The organism is Micrococcus sp. Alg238-R198, assembly GCF_900537135.1.
GTDB lineage: Bacteria > Actinomycetota > Actinomycetes > Actinomycetales > Micrococcaceae > Micrococcus > Micrococcus luteus.
Map to the genome: position 1 here is coordinate 223,270 of NZ_UNRH01000002.1, position 22,947 is coordinate 246,216.

Annotated in this window: 23 protein-coding genes; 6 read left to right on the top strand and 17 right to left on the bottom strand. The window is 74.8% G+C overall.

The window, feature by feature from the left end; all coding sequences use genetic code 11:
* Positions 1 to 35: 35 nt before the first annotated feature.
* The 11 genes from G6R13_RS03060 to G6R13_RS03110 form a co-directional block, all read right to left on the bottom strand.
* Positions 36 to 890, bottom strand: coding sequence for a hypothetical protein (locus G6R13_RS03060; protein ID WP_228070732.1), 855 nt, complete (start codon positions 888 to 890; stop codon positions 36 to 38).
* Entirely contained in the window at positions 880 to 3,138 is a 2,259-nt protein-coding gene (locus G6R13_RS03065) for a cytochrome c oxidase assembly protein (RefSeq protein ID WP_163721018.1), read from the bottom strand. The genes G6R13_RS03060 and G6R13_RS03065 overlap by 11 nt, the downstream gene beginning before the upstream one ends.
* Before the next feature lie 73 nt (positions 3,139 to 3,211).
* Positions 3,212 to 4,624: a Dyp-type peroxidase gene (locus G6R13_RS03070; protein ID WP_163721020.1), complete on the bottom strand. Its 1,413-nt coding sequence runs from the start codon at positions 4,622 to 4,624 to the stop codon at positions 3,212 to 3,214.
* Positions 4,611 to 5,240, bottom strand: coding sequence for a copper chaperone PCu(A)C (locus G6R13_RS03075; RefSeq protein ID WP_155934304.1), 630 nt, complete (start codon positions 5,238 to 5,240; stop codon positions 4,611 to 4,613). The genes G6R13_RS03070 and G6R13_RS03075 overlap by 14 nt, the downstream gene beginning before the upstream one ends.
* 103 nt (positions 5,241 to 5,343) lie before the next feature.
* On the bottom strand, positions 5,344 to 6,027 hold the full coding sequence (locus G6R13_RS03080; protein WP_163721022.1) for a copper resistance CopC family protein: 684 nt from the start codon (positions 6,025 to 6,027) through the stop codon (positions 5,344 to 5,346).
* A 110-nt stretch (positions 6,028 to 6,137) separates the two neighbouring features.
* Positions 6,138 to 6,833: a hypothetical protein gene (locus G6R13_RS03085; protein WP_163721024.1), complete on the bottom strand. Its 696-nt coding sequence runs from the start codon at positions 6,831 to 6,833 to the stop codon at positions 6,138 to 6,140.
* Between the two features lie 157 nt (positions 6,834 to 6,990).
* Entirely contained in the window at positions 6,991 to 7,272 is a 282-nt protein-coding gene (locus G6R13_RS03090; protein WP_002858339.1) for an HU family DNA-binding protein, read from the bottom strand.
* A gap of 229 nt (positions 7,273 to 7,501) precedes the next feature.
* Positions 7,502 to 7,807: a 30S ribosomal protein S14 gene (gene rpsN / locus G6R13_RS03095; protein ID WP_002858338.1), complete on the bottom strand. Its 306-nt coding sequence runs from the start codon at positions 7,805 to 7,807 to the stop codon at positions 7,502 to 7,504.
* Position 7,808: 1 nt separating this feature from the next.
* On the bottom strand, positions 7,809 to 7,976 hold the full coding sequence (gene rpmG, locus G6R13_RS03100; RefSeq protein ID WP_002858336.1) for a 50S ribosomal protein L33: 168 nt from the start codon (positions 7,974 to 7,976) through the stop codon (positions 7,809 to 7,811).
* Between the two features lies 1 nt (position 7,977).
* On the bottom strand, positions 7,978 to 8,214 hold the full coding sequence (gene rpmB / locus G6R13_RS03105; RefSeq protein ID WP_002858335.1) for a 50S ribosomal protein L28: 237 nt from the start codon (positions 8,212 to 8,214) through the stop codon (positions 7,978 to 7,980).
* Between the two features lie 468 nt (positions 8,215 to 8,682).
* Positions 8,683 to 9,438, bottom strand: a complete 756-nt coding sequence (locus tag G6R13_RS03110) for a VIT1/CCC1 transporter family protein (protein ID WP_163721026.1) — start codon at positions 9,436 to 9,438, stop codon at positions 8,683 to 8,685.
* 169 nt (positions 9,439 to 9,607) lie between these two features.
* Between G6R13_RS03110 and G6R13_RS03115 the strand changes: the two genes are divergently transcribed.
* Together G6R13_RS03115 and G6R13_RS03120 are read left to right on the top strand one after the other, a co-directional pair.
* Positions 9,608 to 10,891, top strand: coding sequence for an NRAMP family divalent metal transporter (locus G6R13_RS03115; RefSeq protein WP_070709387.1), 1,284 nt, complete (start codon positions 9,608 to 9,610; stop codon positions 10,889 to 10,891).
* Positions 10,884 to 11,696, top strand: a complete 813-nt coding sequence (locus tag G6R13_RS03120) for a putative hydro-lyase (protein ID WP_070709385.1) — start codon at positions 10,884 to 10,886, stop codon at positions 11,694 to 11,696. The genes G6R13_RS03115 and G6R13_RS03120 overlap by 8 nt, the downstream gene beginning before the upstream one ends.
* Positions 11,697 to 11,718: 22 nt before the next feature.
* On the opposite strand, the gene G6R13_RS03125 is transcribed toward G6R13_RS03120, so the two are convergent.
* The 5 genes from G6R13_RS03125 to G6R13_RS03145 all read right to left on the bottom strand — a co-directional run bounded on the left by G6R13_RS03125 (position 11,719) and on the right by G6R13_RS03145 (position 18,073).
* A complete protein-coding gene (locus tag G6R13_RS03125) occupies positions 11,719 to 12,426 on the bottom strand; it encodes a GntR family transcriptional regulator (RefSeq protein ID WP_002858329.1) in 708 nt (235 codons plus the stop codon).
* The gene (locus tag G6R13_RS03130) at positions 12,423 to 14,198 is read right to left on the bottom strand and encodes a biotin carboxylase N-terminal domain-containing protein (protein WP_163721027.1); all 1,776 of its coding nucleotides are present in this window, start codon (positions 14,196 to 14,198) and stop codon (positions 12,423 to 12,425) included. Before G6R13_RS03130 ends, G6R13_RS03125 begins: the two co-directional genes overlap by 4 nt.
* Positions 14,195 to 15,955, bottom strand: a complete 1,761-nt coding sequence (locus G6R13_RS03135; protein ID WP_163721029.1) for a carboxyltransferase domain-containing protein — start codon at positions 15,953 to 15,955, stop codon at positions 14,195 to 14,197. The genes G6R13_RS03130 and G6R13_RS03135 overlap by 4 nt, the downstream gene beginning before the upstream one ends.
* Positions 15,952 to 16,719 (bottom strand): 5-oxoprolinase subunit PxpA, encoded by a 768-nt coding sequence (locus G6R13_RS03140; protein WP_036338774.1) that lies wholly within the window; start codon positions 16,717 to 16,719, stop codon positions 15,952 to 15,954. Before G6R13_RS03140 ends, G6R13_RS03135 begins: the two co-directional genes overlap by 4 nt.
* 202 nt (positions 16,720 to 16,921) lie before the next feature.
* Positions 16,922 to 18,073 (bottom strand): glutathione S-transferase C-terminal domain-containing protein, encoded by a 1,152-nt coding sequence (locus G6R13_RS03145; RefSeq protein WP_101967504.1) that lies wholly within the window; start codon positions 18,071 to 18,073, stop codon positions 16,922 to 16,924.
* A gap of 12 nt (positions 18,074 to 18,085) precedes the next feature.
* On the opposite strand from G6R13_RS03145, the gene G6R13_RS03150 reads away from it, so the two are divergent.
* Together G6R13_RS03150 and G6R13_RS03155 are read left to right on the top strand one after the other, a co-directional pair.
* Complete coding sequence (locus G6R13_RS03150; RefSeq protein WP_101967503.1) at positions 18,086 to 18,901, top strand: MBL fold metallo-hydrolase; 816 nt, start codon at positions 18,086 to 18,088, stop codon at positions 18,899 to 18,901.
* Positions 18,902 to 18,974: 73 nt separating this feature from the next.
* Positions 18,975 to 19,511: a universal stress protein gene (locus G6R13_RS03155; RefSeq protein WP_020628186.1), complete on the top strand. Its 537-nt coding sequence runs from the start codon at positions 18,975 to 18,977 to the stop codon at positions 19,509 to 19,511.
* Between the two features lie 16 nt (positions 19,512 to 19,527).
* Here G6R13_RS03155 and G6R13_RS03160 read toward each other — a convergent pair whose 3' ends face one another.
* Positions 19,528 to 21,105: a mechanosensitive ion channel domain-containing protein gene (locus tag G6R13_RS03160; protein ID WP_240335700.1), complete on the bottom strand. Its 1,578-nt coding sequence runs from the start codon at positions 21,103 to 21,105 to the stop codon at positions 19,528 to 19,530.
* Between the two features lie 134 nt (positions 21,106 to 21,239).
* Between G6R13_RS03160 and hisD the strand changes: the two genes are divergently transcribed.
* Together hisD and G6R13_RS03170 are read left to right on the top strand one after the other, a co-directional pair.
* Positions 21,240 to 22,556 carry a histidinol dehydrogenase gene (gene hisD / locus G6R13_RS03165; RefSeq protein WP_163721032.1) on the top strand — a complete coding sequence of 439 codons (1,317 nt, stop codon included), beginning with the start codon at positions 21,240 to 21,242 and terminating at the stop codon, positions 22,554 to 22,556.
* Between the two features lie 10 nt (positions 22,557 to 22,566).
* Positions 22,567 to 22,935 carry an RNA-binding S4 domain-containing protein gene (locus G6R13_RS03170; protein WP_002855797.1) on the top strand — a complete coding sequence of 123 codons (369 nt, stop codon included), beginning with the start codon at positions 22,567 to 22,569 and terminating at the stop codon, positions 22,933 to 22,935.
* Positions 22,936 to 22,947: the final 12 nt, after the last annotated feature.

The window sequence follows — 22,947 nt, forward strand, 5'->3', positions numbered from 1 at the left end:
CAGGGGGAAAGACGACGCCGCCGGGCGGGTCCGGCTCAGTCGGCGGCCAGGGCGGCGGCCAGCATCTCCTCGGCGATGAGGGTGAACTCCTTGCGCCCGGCCTCGGGCCGGCCCACGAAGGAGACCATCACCACGGCGTCGGAGGTGACGGCGGTGAGCACCTGGGCCGTGAGCTGGGGCTCGGACTCCGAGGCCACGGTCCGCTCCCACACGAGGGCGGACTGCGCCGGCGTGCCGTCGGACAGCGGCGCGTCGGAGACCTCGAGGCGGTAGTCGACGGTCGCGTCCCCCTCCTGCACGGTCATGGTCATCTCGCGGCAGTCGGCGCGCAGGGCGTTGACGGTCTGGATGTGGCGCTCGACGTCCTGGCGGCCCTGGCCCGTGAGCCGGGCGACCTCCACGGTGCCCGTGCCCGTGAAGGTGTCGGCGCCGACGTCCACGCGCGTGGCCTCGGCCCCGTCGAGGGCGATCGGAGAGAAGTCCAGGGCGGTCAGCGGCGCCTTGCACTGCGCCGGCTGCACGGTGGTCCGGTCCGCGTCCGCACGCCGGTCCCGGGAGTCCTCGCGGGCCGCGTCGATCTCCTCCGCCGTGGCGGCCCGCTGCCGGACGAAGCCGAACGTGGCCGCACGCTCGGCCGCGGCCTCCGCCATGCGCTCGTCCTGACGGTCGCCCAGGCCGAGCCCCTCCGGGGCCGCCGACTCCGTGTGCACCGCGGTGCCGGCGTCGTCGTGGACCCCGTCCGCGGGCACGGACGCGGCGGCCGGATCGTTGTCCCCGGCCCCGCAGCCCGTCAGGGCCAGCAGGCCGGCGGCGACGGCGGCCACGAGGCGCAGCCGACCACGCCGGGGCGCGGCCGGGCGGCGGAGGGGACGGACACGGTCAGCGGACATCACGGGCCTCCTCGGGGCCGGTGGAGGAGTCACGGGCCGCGGGCTCGGCGCCGCTCGGGGCGTCGGTGGCCGGGGTGCCGTGCATGCGGGCGTACATCTCGTTCCAGCGGCGCAGCTCCGCGTCGCCGTCGCGGTCGGCCTGCCGGTCCAGCCGGACCGCGTTCTTGCGGTCGCTGCGATACCAGAGCACGGCCACCATCACCGCCATCATCACGGTGGGGAACTCGCCGATGCCCCACATCACCGCGCCGCCGATGCGCTGATCCTCGAGGGCGGTGGGGCCCCAGTCGCGGCCCATGTTGCCGAACCAGGACGCCTGCAGCAGACCGGTGGAGGTGGTCATGGCGACGCCGATGAAGGCGTGGAAGACCATCGTGGCCATCAGGAGCACGAGCCGCAGGGCGTACGGGGGCCGGCGCGGCAGCGGATCCGAGCCGATCATGACCAGGGCGAACAGGAACCCGGTCAGCAGGAAGTGGACGTTCATGAACTCGTGGCCCACGTGGGTCTCCAGCGAGAACCGGAAGAAGTCCGTGTAGTAGAACACCAGGATCGAGCCGGCGAAGTTGACCCCCGCCACGATCGGGTTCGTGATGAACCGCCCCCACGGGGAGTGCACGATCCACAGGATCCACTCGCGGGGGCCGCGCGTCCCATCCGTGCGGGACGGCAGGGCCCGCAGCGCCAGGGTGATGGGTGCGCCCAGGACGAGGAAGACGGGGCTGAGCATCGTCAGCGTCATGTGGCCCACCATGTGCGCGCTGAACAGGACGCGGCCGTACACGGCCGGGGACCCGGAGGTCGCCCACAGCAGCACGGCCAGGCCCGCGAGCCACGCGACGGTGCGCAGCACGGGCCAGCGGTCGCCGCGGCGGCGCAGCTGCCACACGGAGCGCAGGTACCAGAGGGTCAGGAACGCGATGATCGCGACCCACAGCCAGTCGAACCGCCACATCGTGATCCACCGGGCGCCCTCGAGGGCCGGCGGCAGCTCGTAGCCGGTGAGGATGCGGGCCGGGGAGGCGTCCGGCGCGAGCTCCTCCGGCACGGGCGGGGCCGTCCGGGAGAGCACGGAGGAGACGCCCATGACGGCGCCCATGATCACGGCCTCCACGGCGATGAGCTGCCACAGCAGGCGACGCGCGGGGGCGGGGCTGGGACGGTCCGGGCCGGCGTCGAGGCGGGGGATCACCCACCGGCGGTGCAGCAGGCCGATCAGGCCGAGGCCCAGGGCCGCCAGGAACTTGGCCGACACGAGGATGCCGTAGGGGCTCAGCAGCTGGGCCGGATCGTCCATGCGGATCGACGCGTTGACCACGCCGGACAGCGCCACCGTGACCAGGCCCAGCCCGGCGAGCACGGAGTAGCGGGTCAGGACCGTGTGCAGCAGGGGCGCCGGGCCCTGCCGGCGCAGGCTGCGGCCCCGCCCCTGCGCCCCGTTGGGCCCCACGAGGGTGTCCGAGATCGCGACGAGCACGAGCAGTCCGCCCACCCACACGACGACGCCGAGCAGGTGCAGGCCGATCGAGTTCACGGCGCCGGTGTGGTCGTCACCGCCCGCCGCGTGCCCGATCAGGGCCAGGGGCACGAGGGCGAGCATCGCCAGGATGCCGGTCCAGAACAGGCCGTTGTGGGAGCGGACGGCGATCGCCAACGTGGTCACGACGGCGGCGATCACGGTGACCCAGAACCACGCCTGGCCCACCGAGATGCCGACCACGTAGGCCGCCAGGCCGTCCGTGAAGCCCTGCCCCGCCGTGACGGGGATGCCGGCGAGATCCGAGTAGGACAGCACGCCGACGGCCAGCGCGGCCACCGTCCACACGCCGGCGCTGACGGCGGCGATCCGCATCACGCGGGTGAACGCGGGGTGCTCGGGCAGCGGTGCGGCGTCCGCATCCTCGCGCCGCTGCCGGGCGGAGCGGTGCCACCGTTCCGTGCCCGCTGCGTGCGGCGGCAGGACCCCGGCCGCGAAGATCAGCGCGGCGATGGTCAGGGACATCGCCAGGTTGGAGACGAGCTCCCCCACGGGCACGCCCCAGCGGGTGATCCACCCCGGGTCGGAGAGCTGGCGCGCGGCGGTGACCCCGGTCAGCCAGCCGGCGGCGGCGAGGCCGGCGGCTCCCGCGGCGGCCACGAGCATCCAGATCCACCGGGGCACACCGACCGGCCCCGACGGACCGGGGCGGGCGGCGTCGTCGTTCTCGGCGGGGTGGCTGCCCCGGGCGGGGGCGGTGGCGGCGGACATGGGGTCCATCCTCTCAAAGCATGCGGACGCCCGGCGACGACGGGAGCGGCCCCGCCGTCGTCGGGCCCCTGGGTCAGGCGAACAGGGCGTCGCCCACGAACCCGCCCTCGGCGCAGCCGGGCGGGATCGCGAAGACCGCCGAGCCGACGGGCACGGTCCACAGGTTCAGGTGGTCCGACTCCGCGAGCCGGGCCTGGACGGGGACGAACTGTCGGTCCACGTCCGCCTGGTAGGCGGCGAAGATCAGGCCGGAGCCCGCCTCCAGCGCCCCGCGCGGGTCGTCGTAGTTGTAGCCGCGACGCAGCATCCCGTACTCGGGCTCCTCCCCACGGGCCCGCCGCAGGTGCGCGATGTCCGAGATGACCGGGAAGCCCGTGGGGCCGACGGCGTCGAAGTCCGGCTCGTCGTGCTCCTGCTCGCCGGTGAGCGGCGCCCCGGTGCCGAGGCGACGGCCGATGACCTTCTCCTTGGCCGGGCGGTCGAGCTCGTCCCACGTGTCCATGAGCATCTCGATGCGCCGGATCACCACGGACGTGCCGTCCGCGATCCACGGGGTGACGCCCACCTGCTCGGCGCCCACGCCCCACACCACGCGGTCGAGATGCGGGGTGTCCGCCGCCGGGTTGCCGGTGCCGTCCACCTGCCCGAAGAGGTTGCGCATGGTGGTGCCGGTGGGATGGGCGCCGCGGGCGGAGCGGAAGCCCTCCTGCACCCAGCGCTCGGTGGCGAACGGCCGGGCCGCCTTGAGGAGCATGCGCCGGGCGTGGGCCACGGACATCCGGTCGTCGCCGCAGATCTGCAGCAGCAGGTCGCCGTCGCTGAACGCGGGGTCCAGGCGGTCGATCTGCTCGAACGCCGGCAGCGGGCGCAGCCAGGCCGGGGCCCGGTCCGGGGCCACGCGGCGGACGAGCTCCGGGCCGAAGCCGAACGTCACGGTGAGCCGTGCGGGGGCGGCGGCGAGCTCCGGCTCGGTGTCCGCGATCGTGGCCCGGCCCTGGGTGAGGCGCGCGGCGTCGTCGGTGAGCAGGCGCAGCATCCGCTCGATCCCCAGCCGGTCCGTGTCCGGGAGCAGGTCGAGGGCGAGGAACACCGCGTGGGCCTGGGCCGGGGTGTCGACGCCGGCCTGGCGCGGCCCGTGGAACGGCACGGTGTCCGTGCCCACGGGCGAGCTGACGGCCACCCGGGCGGACTGGCCGCCGGGCTCGGCCCAGCCGGCCCGGCCGACCTCGCCCTCGATGCCGGTGTCGCCCATGACCTCGGAGGGCGAGGCCCCCGCCCCGGGCGCGGCGGACGCGCCCGGGGCGGTCGAGGCCGACGCGTGGCCGGCGCCGTAGCCGAGCGCCGTGCCCAGCAGGCCGCCGCCCACCGCGCCCGCCCCGAGGAGCAGGCCGCGGCGGGAGGGGCCCCCCGGGGCCGGGCGGGCGCCCTCGCGCCCGCCCGACCCGTGGTGGTCGTCCGGCCGGACGGCGGGGTCAGTGGTCGGCATGGTCCTCCGATTCGTGGGACTCGCCGCCGTGGTACGACTCGTTGGCGCCGGTGAAGGGCCGGACCACGGAGGTGACCTCGAGGGTGGAGCCGTCCTCCAGCTCGAGGTCGTAGGTCACGTCCTCACCCGGCTCGATCGGGTCGGTCAGGCCCATGAACATCACGTGGTTGCCGCCCGGGGCGAGCTCGAGGCTCCCGCCCGCGGGCACGGTGAAGCCGTCGGGGCTCTCCTGCATCACCATCTGGCCGTCCTCGCCGGAGACCATCTCGTGGAGCTCGACCGTCTCGCCCAGCTCCGAGCGGACGCCGACGATGTGCAGGTCCTGGTCCGAGGAGTTCTCGAGCATGCCGAAGGAGCCGGTCATGCCCTCCTCGGTGGCCTTCGTCCAGGGGTCGGTGATCGTGAGGCCGGCGGCCTGGCCGTCCGCGGTGGACGCGGCCGGCGAGGCATCCGAGGCCGGGGCGGCGTCCGTGGCCGGCGCGACGCTCGAGGCGTCCGACGCGCTCGGGGCGGAGCCGGCGTCGTCTCCGGCGCAGGCCGTCAGGCCGAGAGCCGCGATTGCGAGCACGGCGGCGGCGCCGAGGCGGCGAGGGGCGCGGGGGGAGGTGGTGGTCACGTCTGTGGGGTTCCTTGTCAGGCGGGCGCGCGACGACGCGCGGGGCGTTCGGGCGCGCGAGGGCGGGGCCGGCCCCCTCAGGGGGCCGACCGGGGATCAGAGGTCAGCGGCCGTCGTCGAGGTGGCCGAGCGCGCGGGCGCGGCGGCCCATCAGGAGGAAGGCGACCACGAGCACGGCCAGGCCGGCGATGCCGGCGACCCACACCCAGGCGGGCAGCGCGTCGGAGTCCGCGGACTGCGGGGCGTCGGAGCCGTCCGCCTGCGCGGTCGCCTCGGCCGAGGCGGCGTCGCCCTGACCTGCCGTGGCCTCCGGGGAGGCGGCGGTCGAGGCCCCGGCGACGGCGGTGCCGCAGCCCTGGGGCGCGGTGCCGGCGGCCGGTGCGGCCGGGTCGTCCACCGCGAAGTCGAACGAGCGCTCCTCGGAGTGCCCGTCCGAGTAGACGACGCGGTAGGCGACCTCGTAGTCGCCGTTGGGCAGCCCCTCGCACACCGGCGCGGAGAAGGTGGAGCCGTCCACGGTGCCGGCAGCGGACTGCCACTGATTGCCGTCGGCGTCGCGGACCTGCAGGAGGTTCTGGATGCCCTCGCCGTCGATCAGCTCGCCACTGAAGGTCAGGGAGACCTCCGACGGCGCCGTCGTGGCCGTCTCGCCGACTGCGGGGGCGGTCCGGATGAGCTCGTCGTGCGCGGCCGCGGGGGCGGCCCCGGCGACGACGAGGGCGGGCAGCAGGGTGAGTCCGACGGCGGCGCGAGCGGCGCGGCGGACAGGGGTGGTCTGGTGGTGCATGGTGGTGTCCTCACGGGTCTGCCGCGGTCCCGGACGGGAGTCGCGGGCGGACCGTTCCGAAGGGTCGTCGGGCGCGGTCGGGCCTCGAGACGCGGACGGAGCCGGCGTCCTCAGGCCGCGAGGGCGAACGGCGGGCCGCGCCGCCCCGGAGAGCTGAGGAGGGCGAGGGACGTCGCCGGCCGGAGCACCGGCGGGACGGGGACACGGAGGCGGGCCGGCGTCGGCAGGGGGCCGCGCGCGGCCGGCGGCGGGCAGACGGCGGCCACCACGCGTTCGGCGATGGTGAGCACGAGGGCCTCACCGCGCCGCAGCACCAGCACGGTGAGGACCGCGGCGATCACATGGGCCGCGAGCATGCGCAGGTCGGTCAGGTGGCCGGTGGGGGCGCCGGACAGGGCCTCCCCCGACGCCAGGAGGGCCCCGGTGCCGGGACGGGCGTGGCCGAGGTGGGCCGGGTCGACGCCGGCGGCAGGCGCCACAGCGTGCCCGCCGGCGGCGAGCCCGTAGAGCACGTGGAACAGCCCCTGGGCGATCGCGACGGCCGCGGCGGTGCGCCACAGCGAGAGGGCGCGGCCCGCCAGGGCGGTGCAGAGCGGGGCGGCGAGGACGGCCGCGAAGGCGACCACGCCGACCTCGGGGAACCCGTGACCGGGCTCGGCAGCGGTGTGGAACAGCGCGGCCAGGGCGGTCATCGCCAGGGCCCCGGCCCAGCCCCGGGCCAGACGGGCCGGTCCACGCACGACGCGCGGACGGGGGTCCTCGAGGCCGGACGGGGCCCACGGAGCGGCGGCGACGGCGCTGCGCATGCCACGACTCCTCTCCTCACGGCCCCGGTCCACGTCGGCCGGACGATCGTCCGCCCATCCTACGCGGCGGGAGACGACGACGGGCGCCCCACCCGACGGTGGGACGCCCGTCCTGCGGCGTGCGGCGTGGGTCCGGGGACGCGCACCGCGGCCGGGATCACTCGGAGGCGGCGGCCTTGAGCTTGGAGCCGGCGGTCACCTTCACGGAGTGGCCGGCCGGGATGGTGATCTCCTCGCCGGTGCGCGGGTTGCGGCCGGTGCGCTCCTTGCGCTCGGTGCGCTCCACGGCCAGCCAGCCCGGGATCGAGACCTTCTCGCCCTTCTTGACCTGGGCGGTGAACACCTCGAAGAGGGCGTCCAGCACATCGCTGACGGCGGCCTGGGTGTTGCCGGAGCGCTCGGCGACGGCGGCGACGAGTTCCTTGCGGTTCATGGCCATGGGTCCTCCCTATGGGACGTCGGTTACGGTTCCCGGGCCGTTCGGACCGGGCTGCCAGTTGTGAACGTACCACCTCTCCGCGGGCGAATCGCCCCCTGAACCGCGAGAATCCGCGATTTCCCGTGACCCGGGCGGCCCTGATCCCCGAGGCACGACGACGGCGGCGCCCCTCCTCAGGAGGGACGCCGCCGTCGCGGTGGTGCCGAGCGCCCGGAGACCGGGCCTCAGGTCACCAGGAGGACTTGGTCACGCCGGGCAGCTCGCCACGGTGCGCCATGTCGCGGAAGCGCACGCGGGAGATGCCGAAGCGCTGGAAGGTGCCGCGGGGGCGACCGTCGATGGCGTCGCGGTTGCGCACGCGGACCGGGGAGGCGTCGCGGGGCAGCTTCTGCAGGCCCAGGCGGGCGGCCTCGCGGGCCTCGTCCGACGCGTTCGGGTCCACGAGGGTCTTGCGCAGCTCGAGACGCTTCTCGGCGTAACGGGCCACGATGGCCTTGCGCTGCTCGTTCTTGGCGATCTTGGACTTCTTGGCCATCTCAGCGCTCCTCTCGGAAGTCGACGTGCTTGCGGACCACCGGGTCGTACTTCTTCAGGGTGATGCGGTCCGGGTTGTTCCGGCGGTTCTTACGGGTCACGTAGGTGAACCCGGTGCCGGCGGTGGACTTCAGCTTGATGATCGGACGAACGTCCTTGTCCTTGGCCATGTCAGAGCTTCACTCCCTTCGCGATCAGGTCCGCCACGACGGCGTCGATACCGCGCACGTCGATGGTCTTGATGCCCTTGGCGGACAGCGTCAGGGTGACGTTGCGGCGCAGGGAGGGGACCCAGTAGGTCTTCTTCTGGATGTTCGGGTCGAACCGGCGCTTGGTGCGACGGTGCGAGTGGGAGATGCTGTGGCCGAATCCCGGCCCAGCCCCGGTTACCTGGCAGTGAGCTGCCATGATCACTCCTCGTGGCAAGTAGTAGTAAAAGGACGGGCGGAACCCGCATGGCGGCGAGCCGCGGACCTGTCCGCGGACACCTGTTGTGAGCCCCGCCCCGGGTGTGGACACCGCACTCTTACTGCGACTTCTCGAAAAGGGGGACCAGGCTGGGTGAGAGCCAACCGAAGTTCCTTATGGGATCGCTGGTGTGGACGGTGAGCCCCGGTCCGTCCTGAGGACGTCCCGGGATCCGGTCTGCGGGAGCGCGTTGCTTTTCCGACCCGCCGTCCGCCCGGTCACCTGACCGATGGAACGACGAGAACAACGCGGCGTGCGCCGTCCCACCTTACGCGAACCGTGGGCGTCGCTTCAACTCGGCGGGGGGCACCTGTGGTATGCGCACGGTCCTCGGCCCCCAGGGCCGCTCCGCTCGTCACGGCTCGGCGCGGCCACGGGCGCTGGGCAGGCCCACCCCTCCGGCGTGGATCAGGCGACCGACGCCCCCAGCAGCGAGCCCACCGCGAAGGTCAGGCCGAGCGCCAGGGCGCCGCCGAGGACGACGCGCACGGCCGCCCGCAGCGCGGGCGCGTCGCCGAGCCGGGCCCCGACCCAGCCGGTGACGGCGAGGGCCAGGAGGGTGACGCCGAACGTGAACGGGACGCGGAGGCCCACCGGCGCCAGGACGACCGTCAGGAAGGGCAGCAGCGCGCCCACGAGGAACGCAAGGAAGGACGCCCCGGCGGCGGCCCACGGGCTGACGACGTCCTCCTCCGCCATGCCCAGCTCCATGCGCAGATGCGCGGCGAGCGCATCCTTCTCGGTGAGCTCCCGCGCGGCGGCCTCGGCCGTGGCCCGGCTCAGGCCGTCCGCCTCGTAGAGCTGCACGAGCTCCTCCAGCTCACCCTCGGGATCCTCCTCGAGCTCACGGCGCTCCTTGGCGATCAGCGACTTCTGCGAGTCGGAGGACGAGGAGACGGACACGTACTCGCCCAGCGCCATGGAGAAGGCGCCGCCGACCACGGCCGCGGCGCCGGCCAGCAGGATCGGGGTGAACGCCGTCGTCGCACCGGCGACACCGACGACGGTGGCCGCGACGGACACGATGCCGTCGTTGGCACCGAGCACGCCCGCGCGGAGCCAGTTGAGGCGGGCATGCACGCCGCCGGTGGCGTGCGGCTCGTCGGGACCGCCCGGCGGGAGCTGATCTGCCAGGGGCGAGGACTGTTCAGACGTGTGCGACATGTCTCCATGCTCGCGGCGCCGGGCGGGGCGCGCCAGACAGGTGAGGCGTTCCTTCGGACGGGGACGCCACGACACCCGGTCTCGCTGTTGCCAGGATTGTTCAACAACAGCTACCGTCTCCCCCAGCGCCTCGTGACGCCCGTCACCTCGCCCGGCGCCCTCGACGAAGGTGACCACCGTGTCCCACGCAGACATCCCCCACGCCGGGCCGGACGGCGCGACCCCCTCGGGCACCGCACCGAAGACGGACTCCCGTGCCGCGAGCGCCACCCGGCGCACCGCACTGCTCGGCGCCATGTTCCTCATGGCCACCTCGGCCATCGGCCCCGGCTTCATCACGCAGACCGCCACGTTCACCGTCCGGATGGGCGCCGCGTTCGCGTTCGCCATCCTGGTCTCGATCCTCATCGACATCGCCGTCCAGATGAACGTGTGGCGCGTCATCGGCGTCTCCGGCATGCGCGCCCAGGAGCTGGCGAACCGCGTCCTGCCCGGCCTCGGCTGGGTCCTCGCCGCGCTCGTGTTCCTCGGCGGCATGGTCTTCAACATCGGCAACATCGCCGGCACCGGCCTCGGCGCGAACGCCATGCTCGGCGTCGACCCCCTGATCGGTGGCGGCGTCTCCGCGCTCATCGCGCTGCTGATCTTCCTCTCCAAGCGCGCCGGCGTGGCCCTGGACCGGATCGTGGTGGCGCTCGGCGCCGTCATGATCCTGCTGATGCTGTACGTGGCCATCACCTCCGCCCCGCCCGTGGGCGAGGCCCTGCGCCAGTCCGTGATGCCGGAGGAGGTCGACTTCTTCGTGATCGTCACCCTCGTGGGCGGCACCATCGGCGGCTACATCACCTACGCGGGTGCCCACCGCATGATCGACTCCGGAGTGAAGGGCGTGGACGACGTCCAGGACATCACCCGCAGCTCCGTGGCCTCGATCCTCGTGACCGGCCTGATGCGCGCCCTCCTGTTCCTGGCGATCCTCGGCGTCGTCGCCTCGGGGGCGGTGCTGTCCAAGGACAACCTGGCCGCCTCCGCCTTCCAGGCCGCCGCCGGCGACATCGGCCTGCGCATGTTCGGCATCGTCCTGTGGGCCGCCGCCGTCACCTCCGTGATCGGCGCGTCGTACACCTCGATCAGCTTCGTCACCCGCTCCACCACCAGCGCCCGCACCCGCAACCTGCTGACGGTCGCCTTCATCGTGGTCTGCACCGCCCTCTACCTGGCGCTGCGCCAGGCCCCGCAGACGCTGCTCGTGTTCGCCGGCGCGTTCAACGGCATGATCCTGCCGGTCGGCTTCGCCGCCCTCCTGTACGTGGCCTGGCGCCGCCGCGACCTGCTGCACGGCTACCGCTACCCCGGGTGGCTGCTCGTGATCGGCGCGCTCGCGTGGATCGTCTCCGTGTTCATCGCGGTGCGCGGGTTCATCCCCATGGTCGAGATGATCACCGGTGCCTGAGATGACCACGACGACGCCGCTGCCGCCGCTGGACGGCGCCACGACCCCCGCGCAGGCCCGCGAGCGGTTCCGCGCGGGGCTCGTGCGGCCGACCTCGGGGATCGCCGACGGCTACGCGCAGGCGAACCTCGTCTCGATCCCGCAGGACCACGCCTACGACGTCCTGCTCTTCGCCCAGCGCAACCCCCAGGCCCTGCCGCTGCTCGGCGTGTTCGAGGCCGGCGAGGTCAACGGCCCCGCGCTGGACGGCGACGTCCGCACGGACGTGCCGCAGTACGTGGTGTACCGCGACGGCGTCGAGACGGACCGCCCCACGGATCTGCTCGACGTGTGGCGGGACGACCTCGTGACGTTCGTGATCGGCTGCTCGTTCACCTTCGAGTCCGCCCTGGTGGCCGAGGGCATCCGGATGGCCCACCAGGACGCCGGTGTGAACGTGCCGATGTACCGCACCACGCGGCGCTGCGCCTCGGCGGGCCGCCTCTCGGGCCCGCTCGTGGTCTCGATGCGCCCCATCCCCGCCGACCGTGTGGCCGACGCCGTGCGCATCACCTCCCGCTACCCCGCGGTGCACGGCGCGCCCGTGCACGTGGGCGACCCGGCCGGCCTCGGGATCACGGACCTGTCGGCACCGGACTTCGGCGACGCCGTCGAGGTCCCGCAGGGCCACCTGCCCGTGTTCTGGGCGTGCGGGGTGACGCCGCAGGCGGCGATCATGGAGTCCCGCCCGCCGCTGGCCATCACGCACGCGCCCGGGCACATGCTCATCACGGACCTGCCGGACCGGATGTTCCAGGTCCCGTGACCGTCAGGGCCCGGGCAGGCGGTCAGTCCCCCACGGCGGCGAGGTGCGCCAGGACGAACTGCTCCGCCTCGTCCAGGTAGTCGCCGAACATGGCGTGCACCGCGGGGAGGTCGCCGGCCAGCAGCCGCTCCACGATCCACCGGTTGCGGTCCGCGAACTGCACGTGCAGGCGCGTCTGCTCGTCCATGGGGTGGAACGCCAGGCGCACGCGGGCCTGCACCGACGCCATGAGCCGCGTGAGCTCGGGGGCGCCTGCCAGGTCCACGATACCGACGTGGACGCGATGGTTGGCGTCGCCCAGGACCCGCGCGGGGGTGTCCGGGCCGCCCGAGAGCAGGTCCTGGGCACAGCGCAGCTGGCGGGCCGCGCCGGGGGTGAGCTCGCCGTGTTCGAGGGCGCCGAGCTGGATCACCCGACGCGTGCGGTACAGCCCGCGCACGTCCTCCGGACCGGGCGCCGCCACGAACACCCCGCGGTGCGGCCGGCGCTCCACGAGGCCCTCCGAGGCCAGCATGGTGAACGCCTCGCGCAGGCTGTTGCGGCTGACCTGGAGCTCGGCGGCCAGCGCCACCTCTCCCAGCCGCTCCCCCGGCACGAGCCCGGCCGCCGCGATCCGCTGCCGCAGCTGTGCGGCCGCGGCCACGGGGGCCGGAGCCGGGGCGGACTCCCCGCCGCCGACGCCGGGCGCGAGGCCTTCCCCGGTGACACCGCCGCGCGCCGGCACCGTCACGCCCCCAGCCGGGCGATCGCCTGGCCGCGCGTCACCGAGGCCGGGGTCTCGGCCACGAGGAGCTGGATCCGGCCCGCACGCGGGGCACGGATCGGCGTCTCCATCTTCATCGCCTCCACGATCGCGACCGTGTCGCCCTCGGCGACCTCGGCGCCGTCCTCGACCTTCCACGAGGCCAGGGTGCCGGTGACCGGCGAGGCCACGGCGCCGTCGTCGACGGACTTCCCGGCGCCCGCGGCGTCGGCCGGGGCCGCGGCACCCGCGCCGCCGCCTCCGAGGAGGGCCGCGTAGAGATCGGCGGGCAGGCCCAGGCGCACGGCGCGGCCGTCCAGCTCCACGGTGACGGCGGTGCGGCCGCCCGCGGGAACCTCGGCGCCCAGGTACGGGGACTCGGCCAGCGGCTCGGCGAACTCGGACTCGATCCACGTGGTGAAGACGCCGAGGCGGTCCCCCGAGGTGAAGGCGTCCTGCTCGAGCACGGCGCGGTGGAACGGCACCACGGTGGGCACGCCGTCGATACGCAGCTCGGCCAGGGCGTCGCGGGCGCGGGCGATGGCCTGGGCGCGGTCCTCGCCCCACACGATGAGCTTGGCGAGCAGGGAGTCGTACTCGCCCGGCACCACGGAGCCGGTGCGGACGCCGGAGTCCATGCGGACCCCGGGGCCGGTGGGGGCCTCGAACGCGTCGATCGGGCCGGGCACGGGCAGGAAGCCGTACGCCGGGTCCTCGGCGTTGAGGCGGAACTCGAGGGCGTGGCCGCGCGGCGTCGGGTCCTCGGGGATGCTCAGCGGCTCGCCGGCGGCGACGCGGAACTGCTCGCGCACCAGGTCCACGCCGAAGACCTCCTCGGTGACCGGATGCTCCACCTGCAGGCGGGTGTTCACCTCCAGGAAGCTGATGAGGCCGTCCGGGGCCACGAGGTACTCGACCGTGCCGGCCCCGGTGTACCCGGCGGCGCGGCAGATCTCGCGGGCGGAGGTGTGGATGCGCTCGCGCTGCTCGTCCGTGAGGAACGGCGCCGGGGCCTCCTCCACGAGCTTCTGGTTGCGGCGCTGCAGGGAGCAGTCGCGTGTGCCGAGCACGGCCACGTGGCCGTGCTCGTCGGCGAGGACCTGGGCCTCCACGTGGCGGGGGCGGTCCAGGAAGCGCTCCACGAAGCACTCGCCGCGGCCGAACGCGGCGACGGCCTCGCGGACGGTCGCCTCGAACGCGTCCTCGACGTCGCCGAGCTCGCGCACCACGCGGATGCCGCGGCCGCCGCCGCCGAAGGCCGCCTTGATGGCGATCGGCAGGCCGTGCTCCTCGGCGAACGCGCGCGCGGCGGCGGCGTCCGGCACGGGGCCGTCCGAACCCGGCACGAGCGGGGCGCCCGCCTGCTGGGCGAGGGAGCGGGCGGTGATCTTGTCGCCGAGGGCGCGGATGGCGTCCGGCGACGGGCCGATCCAGGTCATCCCGGCGTCGATCACGGCCTGCGCGAAGTCGGCGTTCTCGGAGAGGAAGCCGTAGCCCGGGTGCACGGCGTCGGCGCCGGCGCGGCGGGCGGCGTCGAGGACCGCGTCGATCTTCAGGTAGGTGTCCGCCGAGGACGCGCCCGGCAGGTGGAAGGCCTCGTCCGCGACGGCCACGTGCAGGGCGTCGGCGTCCGGATCCGAGTAGACGGCGATCGAGGCGATGCCGTGGTCGCGGGCGGCGCGGGCCACGCGCACGGCGATCTCGCCGCGGTTGGCGATGAGCACCCGCGTGACGGGGCGGGCGGCGGGGGTGGTGGTCATGCGGGGGTCTCCTCGGAGGGCGATGCGGAGTCGACGACGGTCTCGGCGCCGGGGCGGGGATGGGGGACGAAGCGGACGCGGGCGCCCGGCGGCAGCTGGGCCGCCAGGCTGAGGTCCGCGCGGGCCACGACGCCGATCACCGGGTAGCCGCCGGTGACCGGATGGTCGGAGAGGAACAGGACGGGCTCACCCGAGGGCGGCACCTGCAGCGCGCCGCGCACGGCGCCCTCGGACTTCAGCTCGCCCTCCCGCACGCGCTCGAGCGGCGCGCCGTCGTCGGGGGCCGTGAGGCGCACCCCGATCCGGTCGGTCTGCTGGCTCACGTCCCAGTCCTGCGTGAACAGGCGCTCCAGGCCCGCCTCGCCGAACCAGTCGTCGCGGGGGCCGGGGACCACGCGCAGCACGGCCACCTGGCCGGGCGCGGGCATGGGGCGCAGCGAGGTCTCCGGGTCCCCCACCATCACGACGCCGGCCTCCGCCGAGGCGGGGGCGCCGGCGGCGGTCGGGCTCGCGGCGGAGGCGCCGGCGGCGCCCCTCGCATCCGGGCCGACGCGGCGGGCGAGGCGGTCCCCCGCCGTCAGCGGGGCGGGGCCGAGCCCGGACAGGGTGTCGGTCGAGCGGCTGCCGAGCACGGGCGGCACGTCGATCCCGCCCCGGAGGCCCACGTACACGCGCAGGCCGCCGACCGGCTCGTCCACCGTCAGCGTCTGGCCGTCCAGCACGACGAACGGCGTGCGGGCGGGCACCCGGCGCGTGGCGCCGTCGGCCGCGGTGATCGTCCCGCCGGCCTCGGCGCCGGCCAGGGCCATCACCTGGTGGCCGTGCGCGGTGAGGGTGAGGCCGCCCAGGGCGGTCTCCAGCACCGCCTCGCGTGAGCGGTTGCCCACGAGCCGGTTCGCCTGGCGCGCCGCGTCCCGATCGGCCGCGCCGGACACGACGACGCCGAGGTCGCCCAGGCCCGGGCGGCCCAGGTCCTGGACCAGGGTCAGGAGCCCCGGGTCCACGACGGTGACGCCGCGGCGGCCGGCCACGGACGGGAGGCCGGCCGCGGCGTCGGCGGGCGGGGTGGCGTCGACCGCCGCGTCCGTGCCGGAGGTGACGGACGCCGTCGGGCGCACGGGGACGTAGCGGACACGGTCGCCGGGCTGCAGCAGGGCGGGCTGCTCGCGGCCGAGGTCCCACAGGGCCGCGGTGGTGTGCCCCAGCAGCTGCCAGCCGCCGGGCGAGGTGCGCGGGTAGACGGCAGAGAAGGCCCCGGCGACGGCGACGGCGCCCGCGGGGACGGCCGTGCGGGGCGAGCTGCGGCGGGGCGCCTCGAACGGGGCCGCCTCGGAGGCGCAGTACATGAACCCCGGCGCGAAGCCGCCGAACGCGGCGAACCAGTCGGCCTCGCTATGGGCCCGGATGACGCCGTCGACGCCGAGCCCGGTGAGCCGGCCGACCTCGGCGAGGTCCTCACCGTCGTAGACCACGGGGATCTCGACGACGCGGCCCCCCGTCAGCTCACCGGCGTCGGGGGTGAGAGTGCTGACCCGCGGTGCGGCGTGCTCGGCGGCGGCCTGCGAGGTGAAGGTCACCAGGACGGTCGCGGCGGCGGCCATGACCTGGCGCTGGCCGCGCTCCGGGTGGGCCGTGAGGTGGGCGTGGACGGCCATGACGTCCTCGAGCGAGGCGCACTCGACGAGGAAGCCCTGGGTGCCGACCCAGCGGATCGGGCGGGCCGGCGGCTCGGCGGCGGGGTGATGTGGGGCGCTCATGCGAAGGCCTTGATGGCCACGCCCGCGCCCTCGAGCGCGCGGCGCACGGCCGCGGCCATGGCCACGGCGCCGGGCGTGTCGCCGTGCAGGCAGATGCTCTCGGCGTCGACGCGCACGTCCGTGCCGTCCACCGCCGCGACGACGCCCTCGGTTGCCAGGCGCACCATGCGGGCGGCGACGTCGTCCTCGTCGTGGAGGACCGCGCCGGGCTCGCGGCGGGAGACGAGCGTGCCGTCCGGGTTGTAGCCGCGGTCCGCGAAGGCCTCGGCGACGCCGCGCAGCCCCGCGGCGGCCGCCTTGTCCAGGGCGACGGAGCCGGGCAGGAGCAGCAGCGGGAGGTCGGAGCCGAACGCCTTGACGCCGTCGACGACGGCCTGGGCGTGCGCCTCGTGACGGACGATCGTGTTGTAGAGGGCGCCGTGCGGCTTCACGTAGCGGACCTGGCCGCCGGCCGCGCGGGCGAGCGCGTCGAGGGCGCCGATCTGGTAGAGGACGTCGTCGGCCAGCTCGGTGGGCGTGCAGTCCAGGAAGCGGCGGCCGAAGCCGGCGAGGTCGCGGTAGCCCACGTGCGCGCCGATCGTGACGCCGGCGGCGACCGCGTCACGGCAGGTCTGGGCGATCCCCGAGGGATCGCCCGCGTGGAAGCCGCACGCGACGTTGGCGGAGGAGACGGAGGGCATGATGGCGGCGTCGTCCCCCATCGTCCACGAGCCGAAGGACTCGCCGACGTCGGAGTTCAGGTCGATCTGCGGCGCGTGAGACACAGTGCAGTCCTCTCGGATCGGGCCCGGCTGAGGTGCCGGTCACACAATCTTGAGGCATGAGGGGGGATTGTTCAACAATCCTCGGCGCGTCCTCCTGGCGCCCACCCGCGCCGCACACCCCAACGCGGGTTGAGTTGTCGCGGGTGTCCCAGCCCGGGACCCGCGACAACTCAACCCGCGTTGCGGACCGGGCCGAGCGGCCTCACCGCAGCGGCGTGTGCTCCGGGTCCACGCGCTCGCCCTCGCGCACGGGCCCGGGCGCGGTGCCGCCACCCCACGGGTCCCCGCCGAACGCCTCACGCCCGTGCTCGCTCAGCCAGCTCGCCAGCTCCGGGCCCGCGGACACGATGCCCGTCGGGTTGATGTCCTCGTGCACCACGTAGTAGTGCTCCTTGATCTGCGCGAAGTCGATCGTGTCGCCGAAGCCCGGGGTCTGGAACAGGTCGCGCGCGTAGCCCCACAGCGCCGGCATCTCGGTCAACCTGTTCCGGTTGCACTTGAAGTGCCCGTGGTACACGGGGTCGAACCGCACCAGCGTGGTGAACAGCCGCACGTCGGCCTCGGTGATCCGCTCCCCCATCAGGAAGCGGCGCGTCGTCAGGCGCTCCTCGAGCCAGTCCATCGCGGTCCACAGCCGCTCGTACGCAGCGTCGTACGCCTCCTGCGAGCCCGCGAAGCCACACCGGTACACGCCGTTGTTCACCTCGGTGAACACGCGCTCGATCACCTCGAACATCTCGTCCCGCTCCGGCCCGGCGTCGGGGATCAGCTGCGGGGCGCCGTCGCGGTGGAACGCGGTCCACTCCGTCGAGAGGTCGAGGGTGATCTGCGGGTAGTCGTTGGTCACGACGCCGCCCGTCGGCACGTCCACGATCGCCGGCACCGTGATGCCCCGCGGGTAGTCGGGGAACCGCGTGAAGTAGTTCTCCTGGATCCGCTCGGTGCCGAGCACGGGGTCCTTCCCGCCCTCGTCGAGGTCGAAGGTCCAGGAGCGCTCGTCGTGGGTCGGCCCCGGGGTGCCCAGCGAGATCGCGTCCTCCAGGCCGAGCAGGCGCCGCACGATGATCGTCCGGTTCGCCCACGGGCACGCCCGCGCCGCCACGAGCCGGTAGCGGCCCGCCTCGACGGGCCACGCCTCGGCCCCCTCGGTGAGCCCGCCGCCCACGCGGCCGACCGTGGACGGCTCGGCCACGGGCAGGGCCCGCACGGCCTCCGGGTCCGCCACGATCCGGTCCGCGATGTAGTTCGTGTCCCGCGTGAACTCCGCCCCGGACTGCACGTAGTTGCCCGTGAGTCCCTCGCGCGTGTCGATGGTGCCGCGGTCCGCGGCCTGGCCGGTCTGCTGGTTCTCCATACACTCGAGCCTATGACGACGACCACCGCCACACCCGGCCCCACGCCCGCCCCGCTGGTGCGCTGCGTGACCGCCCAGAACCCCTCCCCGATGACCCTCGCGGGCACCAACACGTACGTGGTCGCCGCACCGGACTCGGATGCGGCCGTCGTGGTGGACCCGGGCCCGGAGGACGACGTCGCCGCCCACCTCGAGCGCGTCCGTGCGGCGGCCGAGGGGCGCCGGATCGCGCTCATCCTGGTGACGCACCGGCACGCCGACCACACCGGCGGGGTGGACGCGTTCCACGCGGCCACGGGCGCCCCCGTGCGCGCCGCGGACCCGGACTGGTGCCGCGGCGGGGCCGCCGTCCTGACGCCGGACGAACGGATCGACGTCGCCGGCACCCCGGTGCTGGCGTGGCACACCCCGGGCCACACCTCGGACTCCTACTCGTTCGCCGTCCCGGACGCGGGCGCGCACGGCGCGGTCATCACGGGCGACACCATCCTCGGCTCGGGCACCACCATGCTCGACCACCCGGACGGCACCCTCACCGACTACCTGGCCAGCCTGCGCCGCCTCGAGGCGGCGGGCCCGCTCACGGTGCTGCCTGCGCACGGGCCCGTGCCGGAGCCGCTGGACGTCGTCGCCCGCGACTACCGGCACCACCGCGAGGGCCGCCTGGAGCAGATCCGCGCCGCCCTGGCCGCGCTGCCCGAGACCGAGGCGGCGACGATCACACCCGAGGACCTGGCCCCGCGCATCTACCCCGGCCTCACCGGCACCGTGGCCCGCGTGGCCGTCCAGACGGTGGCCGCGCACCTGCGCCACCTGCGCGAGGGCTGAGCCCCTCCGCCGCGGGCCCGGTCCGCACTACGCTGACCTCAGACCCGTCCCCTCGACCCCGCGGAGGCACCCCATGACCATCCTCGTCGGCTACGCCCCCTCGAAGGCCGCGGACGCCGCTCTGGACACTGCCCTGGACATCGCCCGCTCCACCGGCGAGCACGTGGTGGTGGTCAATGCGGGCCCCGGCGGCGAGCACCGCACCAAGTCCCTCGTCACGGAGGAGCAGCAGCGCGGCGTGCAGGCCCGGTTGGACGCATCCGGCGTGACGGCCGAGTTCCGTCAGTACGCGCGTGGCCGGTCCACGGTGGAGGAGATGAAGGACGTGGCCGCGGAGCTGGACCCGTCCATCGTGGTCATCGGCGTGCGCCGCCGCGGCGGCTTCGGCAGGTTCGTCATGGGATCGGTCTCGGACGAGCTGCTGCAGGAGATCGATCAGCCGGTGCTGTGCGTGAAGGAGTACCGGCAGTACGGGGACCACACGCCCGAGGCCGTGAGCCACGTCGCCGAGACGGACCCGGGCACCCACGGCCTGCCCGCGTCCGAGCCGATGGCCGAGCGGCGTCGGCTCACGCCCGTCGATCCCGGGGACCCGACGCTCGAGCGCTGAGCGCTCCCGCCGGGCCTCAGTCCTCGTCGTCCTGACGGCGGCGCGTGACGGCGTCGTCGAGGGGGCCGGCCGCCTGGGAGCCGGTGCCGCTGCGCCGCCCGGCCTCGTCCGCCGCCGCGGCCTCCGCCGCCTGCTTGGCCTGCTGGGCGCGCCGCTCGGCGAACGCCTCCTCGCCCGGGCCGGCGAGTTCGCGGTTGCGCTGCACCGCCGTCATCGAGCCGGTGTACAGGCCGGAGTGGTCGCCCACGCGGGTCAGCGGTGTGGTGAGGGTGTGCGGGCGCGGATCGGCGCCGTCGACGCGCGGCAGCGGCGCGGTGCGCGGGCGCGGCTCGCGGGCCGCCACCCCGGAGCCGTCCGGGCCCGGCTCACCCGTCCGGTCGCCACCGCGGGCCCCCGCGTCGGAGCCTTCGGAGGCGGGCGCCGCGTCGTCGTGGGCGGGGTGCCGGACCACCATGCGCTGCACCACGATGCCCTCGGGGTGCTCGTGGCGCAGGAAGGCCACGAGGTCCTCGCGCACGAGGCAGCGCAGGTCCCAGAGGTCGCCGGAGTTGCGGGCGGAGACCACGGCGCGGATGCGCACGACGCCGCCGGTCGCGTCGGTCACCTGCAGCGCGTGCTCGCGCCCGTCCCACAGGTCCGTGGACTCGAGCAGCTGCGCGAGCCGTGCGCGCAGCGCGTCCATCGGCACCCGCCAGTCCACGTCCAGCTCCACGACGCCGGAGACCTCGGTGCCCACGCGCGTCCAGTTCTCGAACGGCTGCGTGGTGAAGTGCGAGGACGGGTAGACCACACGTCGCCCGTCCCAGAGCTTGACCACCACGTTGGACAGGGTGATCTCCTCGACGGTGCCGAACGCGCCCTCCATGTCCACCACGTCGCCCACCCGGATCGCGTCCGTGAAGGCGAGCTGGAAGCCGGCGAACACGTTGGTCAACGTGGACTGCACGGCCAGGCCGGCGATCACCGAGATCACACCGGCGGAGGCGAGCAGACCGGCCCCGAGCGAGCGCACCTCGGGCACCCCCAGCAGGACCACGGCGACGGCCACCACCACGATCACCGCGTTGAGGATGCGCCGGATCAGGATGGTCTGCGTCCGGATGCGTCGCTCGCGGCGGTGCTCGACGCTGGTCTCCTGGTAGCGGCCGAGGATCCCCTTCTCGATCACGCCGACCAGGCGCCACGCGGCCCATGCGCCCGCCGCGGCCACGGCGATGAGCATCAGGAACGACGCCGGCCGGTACCAGGTCTGCTCCTCGGCCATGACCCCGAGCCAGATCCGGGAGGCCAGCAGGCCGGCGGCGACGGCGGCCGGCAGGCTCAGCCGCGCGGCGCCCTGCTGGAATGCGGGGCGGCGCACGAGCACGACGCGTGCCACCTGCAGGGCCAGGTACACGACCGCCGCGCCGATGGCGAACGCCATCAGCACGGTCAGCAGCGTCCCCCATTCCACGCCGAAGGCCCGCGTGGTGGCGGCCGCCCCGTCCTGGATGTCCCCCTCCACCCCGGACGGCACGGTCTCGCCCGCTAGGAGGCGGTCCAGGACGGTCAGCAGGGGCGGGGTCGCGAGGGCGGGCAGGACGGGGAGGACCATGACGACAGTCTGACACCCGCCCCCGGACGCACCCCGGAGAAGAGCACAATGGAGCCTGACCGTCCGCGCGGTCCGGGCCCGGCCGTCGTCGCGCCCCGTCCCGCCGGCCCGCCGCCGCCCCTCTGGAGGAATCCGTGCTCTCCGTCACCGACCTGCGCCCACTCGACACCGCCACCGCGGACCTGTCCCGCATCATCCCGCGGGCGAACGTGGACGTGTCCTCCGTGGTGCCGGTGGTCGCCCCGATCATCGAGCGGGTCCGCCACGGCGGCGAGCAGACCCTGCTGGAGCTGGCCGAGCGGTTCGACGGTGTCCGTCCGCCGGCCCTGCGCGTGCCCGCGGAGGCGCTCGAGGCCGCCCTGGCCGGGCTCGACCCGCGGGTGCGCGCCGCCCTGGAGGAGTCGATCCACCGGGCCCGGCTCGTGCACGACGCCCAGCACCCCCAGGACTCCACGGTCGAGCTCGGCGAGGGCGCCGTCGTGGAGAACCACTGGACCCCCGTGGGCCGCGTGGGCCTGTACGTGCCCGGCGGCCGCGCCGTGTACCCCTCCTCGGTGGTGATGAACGTGGTGCCCGCGCAGGCCGCCGGCGTGGGGAGCCTCGCGGTGACCTCACCCCCGCAGCGGGACCACGGCGGCCTGCCCCACCCCACCGTGCTCGCCGCGTGCGCGCTGCTGGGCGTGGACGAGGTCTACGCGGCCGGCGGCGCCCAGGCCGTGGCCATGCTGGCGCACGGCGTCCAGGACGACGACGGCGGGTGGCTCTGCGCGCCCGTCGACCTGGTGACGGGGCCCGGCAACGTGTACGTGGCCGCCGCCAAGCGCGCGCTCCAGGGCGTGATCGGCGTGGACGCCGAGGCCGGGCCGAGCGAGATCGCCGTGATCGCGGACGGCACCGCCCGCGCCGACTGGGTGGCCGCGGACCTGATCAGCCAGTCCGAGCACGACCCGCTGGCCGCCTCCGTGCTCATCACCGATTCCGAGGACCTGCTCCGGGACGTGCAGGCGGCGATCGAGGCGCAGGTGCCCGGGGCGTTCCACGAGGATCAGATCCGCGAGGCCCTCACCGGCCCCCAGTCCGGCGTGCTGCTGGTGCGGGACATGGACCAGGCCGTGGAGGTCTCCGACCGCTACGCCACCGAGCACCTCGAGATCCAGACGCGCGACCCCGAGGCCCTCGTGGGGCGCATCCGCAACGCCGGCGCCGTGTTCGTGGGCCCGCACGCCCCCGTGCCGCTGGGCGACTACTCGGCCGGGTCCAACCATGTGCTCCCCACCTCGGGGACGGCCCGGCACTCCTCCGGTCTGAACACGGTGACGTTCCTGCGCCTGCAGCAGCGCATCCGCTACACGGAGACCGGGCTCAAGGAGGTCGCGGACGGGATCGGCGTGCTGGCCGAGGACGAGCGCCTGCCCGCGCACGGCGCCGCGATCCGCGCCCGCTTCGCGTGAGGGGGCGGGCGTGAGCGGCGTCCGCATCGACGCGTGGCTGTGGGCCGTGCGGCTGTACAAGACCAGGTCGGCGGCCACGGCGGCCGTGCGCGCAGGCCACGTGCGCATCGACGGCGAGCCCGTGAAGGCGGCGACGCCCGTCGTCGTCGGGAACCGGGTGCGGGTGCGCCAGGACGGACGCGAGCGGATCCTGGAGGTCACGGGGCTGATCGCCAAGCGGGTGGGCGCCCCCGTGGCCCGGCAGCAGTACGTGGACCACTCCCCGCCGCCCGTGCCGCGTGAGCTGCTCGCGGTGCCGTACCGCGAGCGGGGCGCGGGCCGGCCCACCAAACGGGACCGCCGGCAGCTGGACGCGCTGCGCGGCCGCGACCGACGCTGAGCGCCTCCGTCC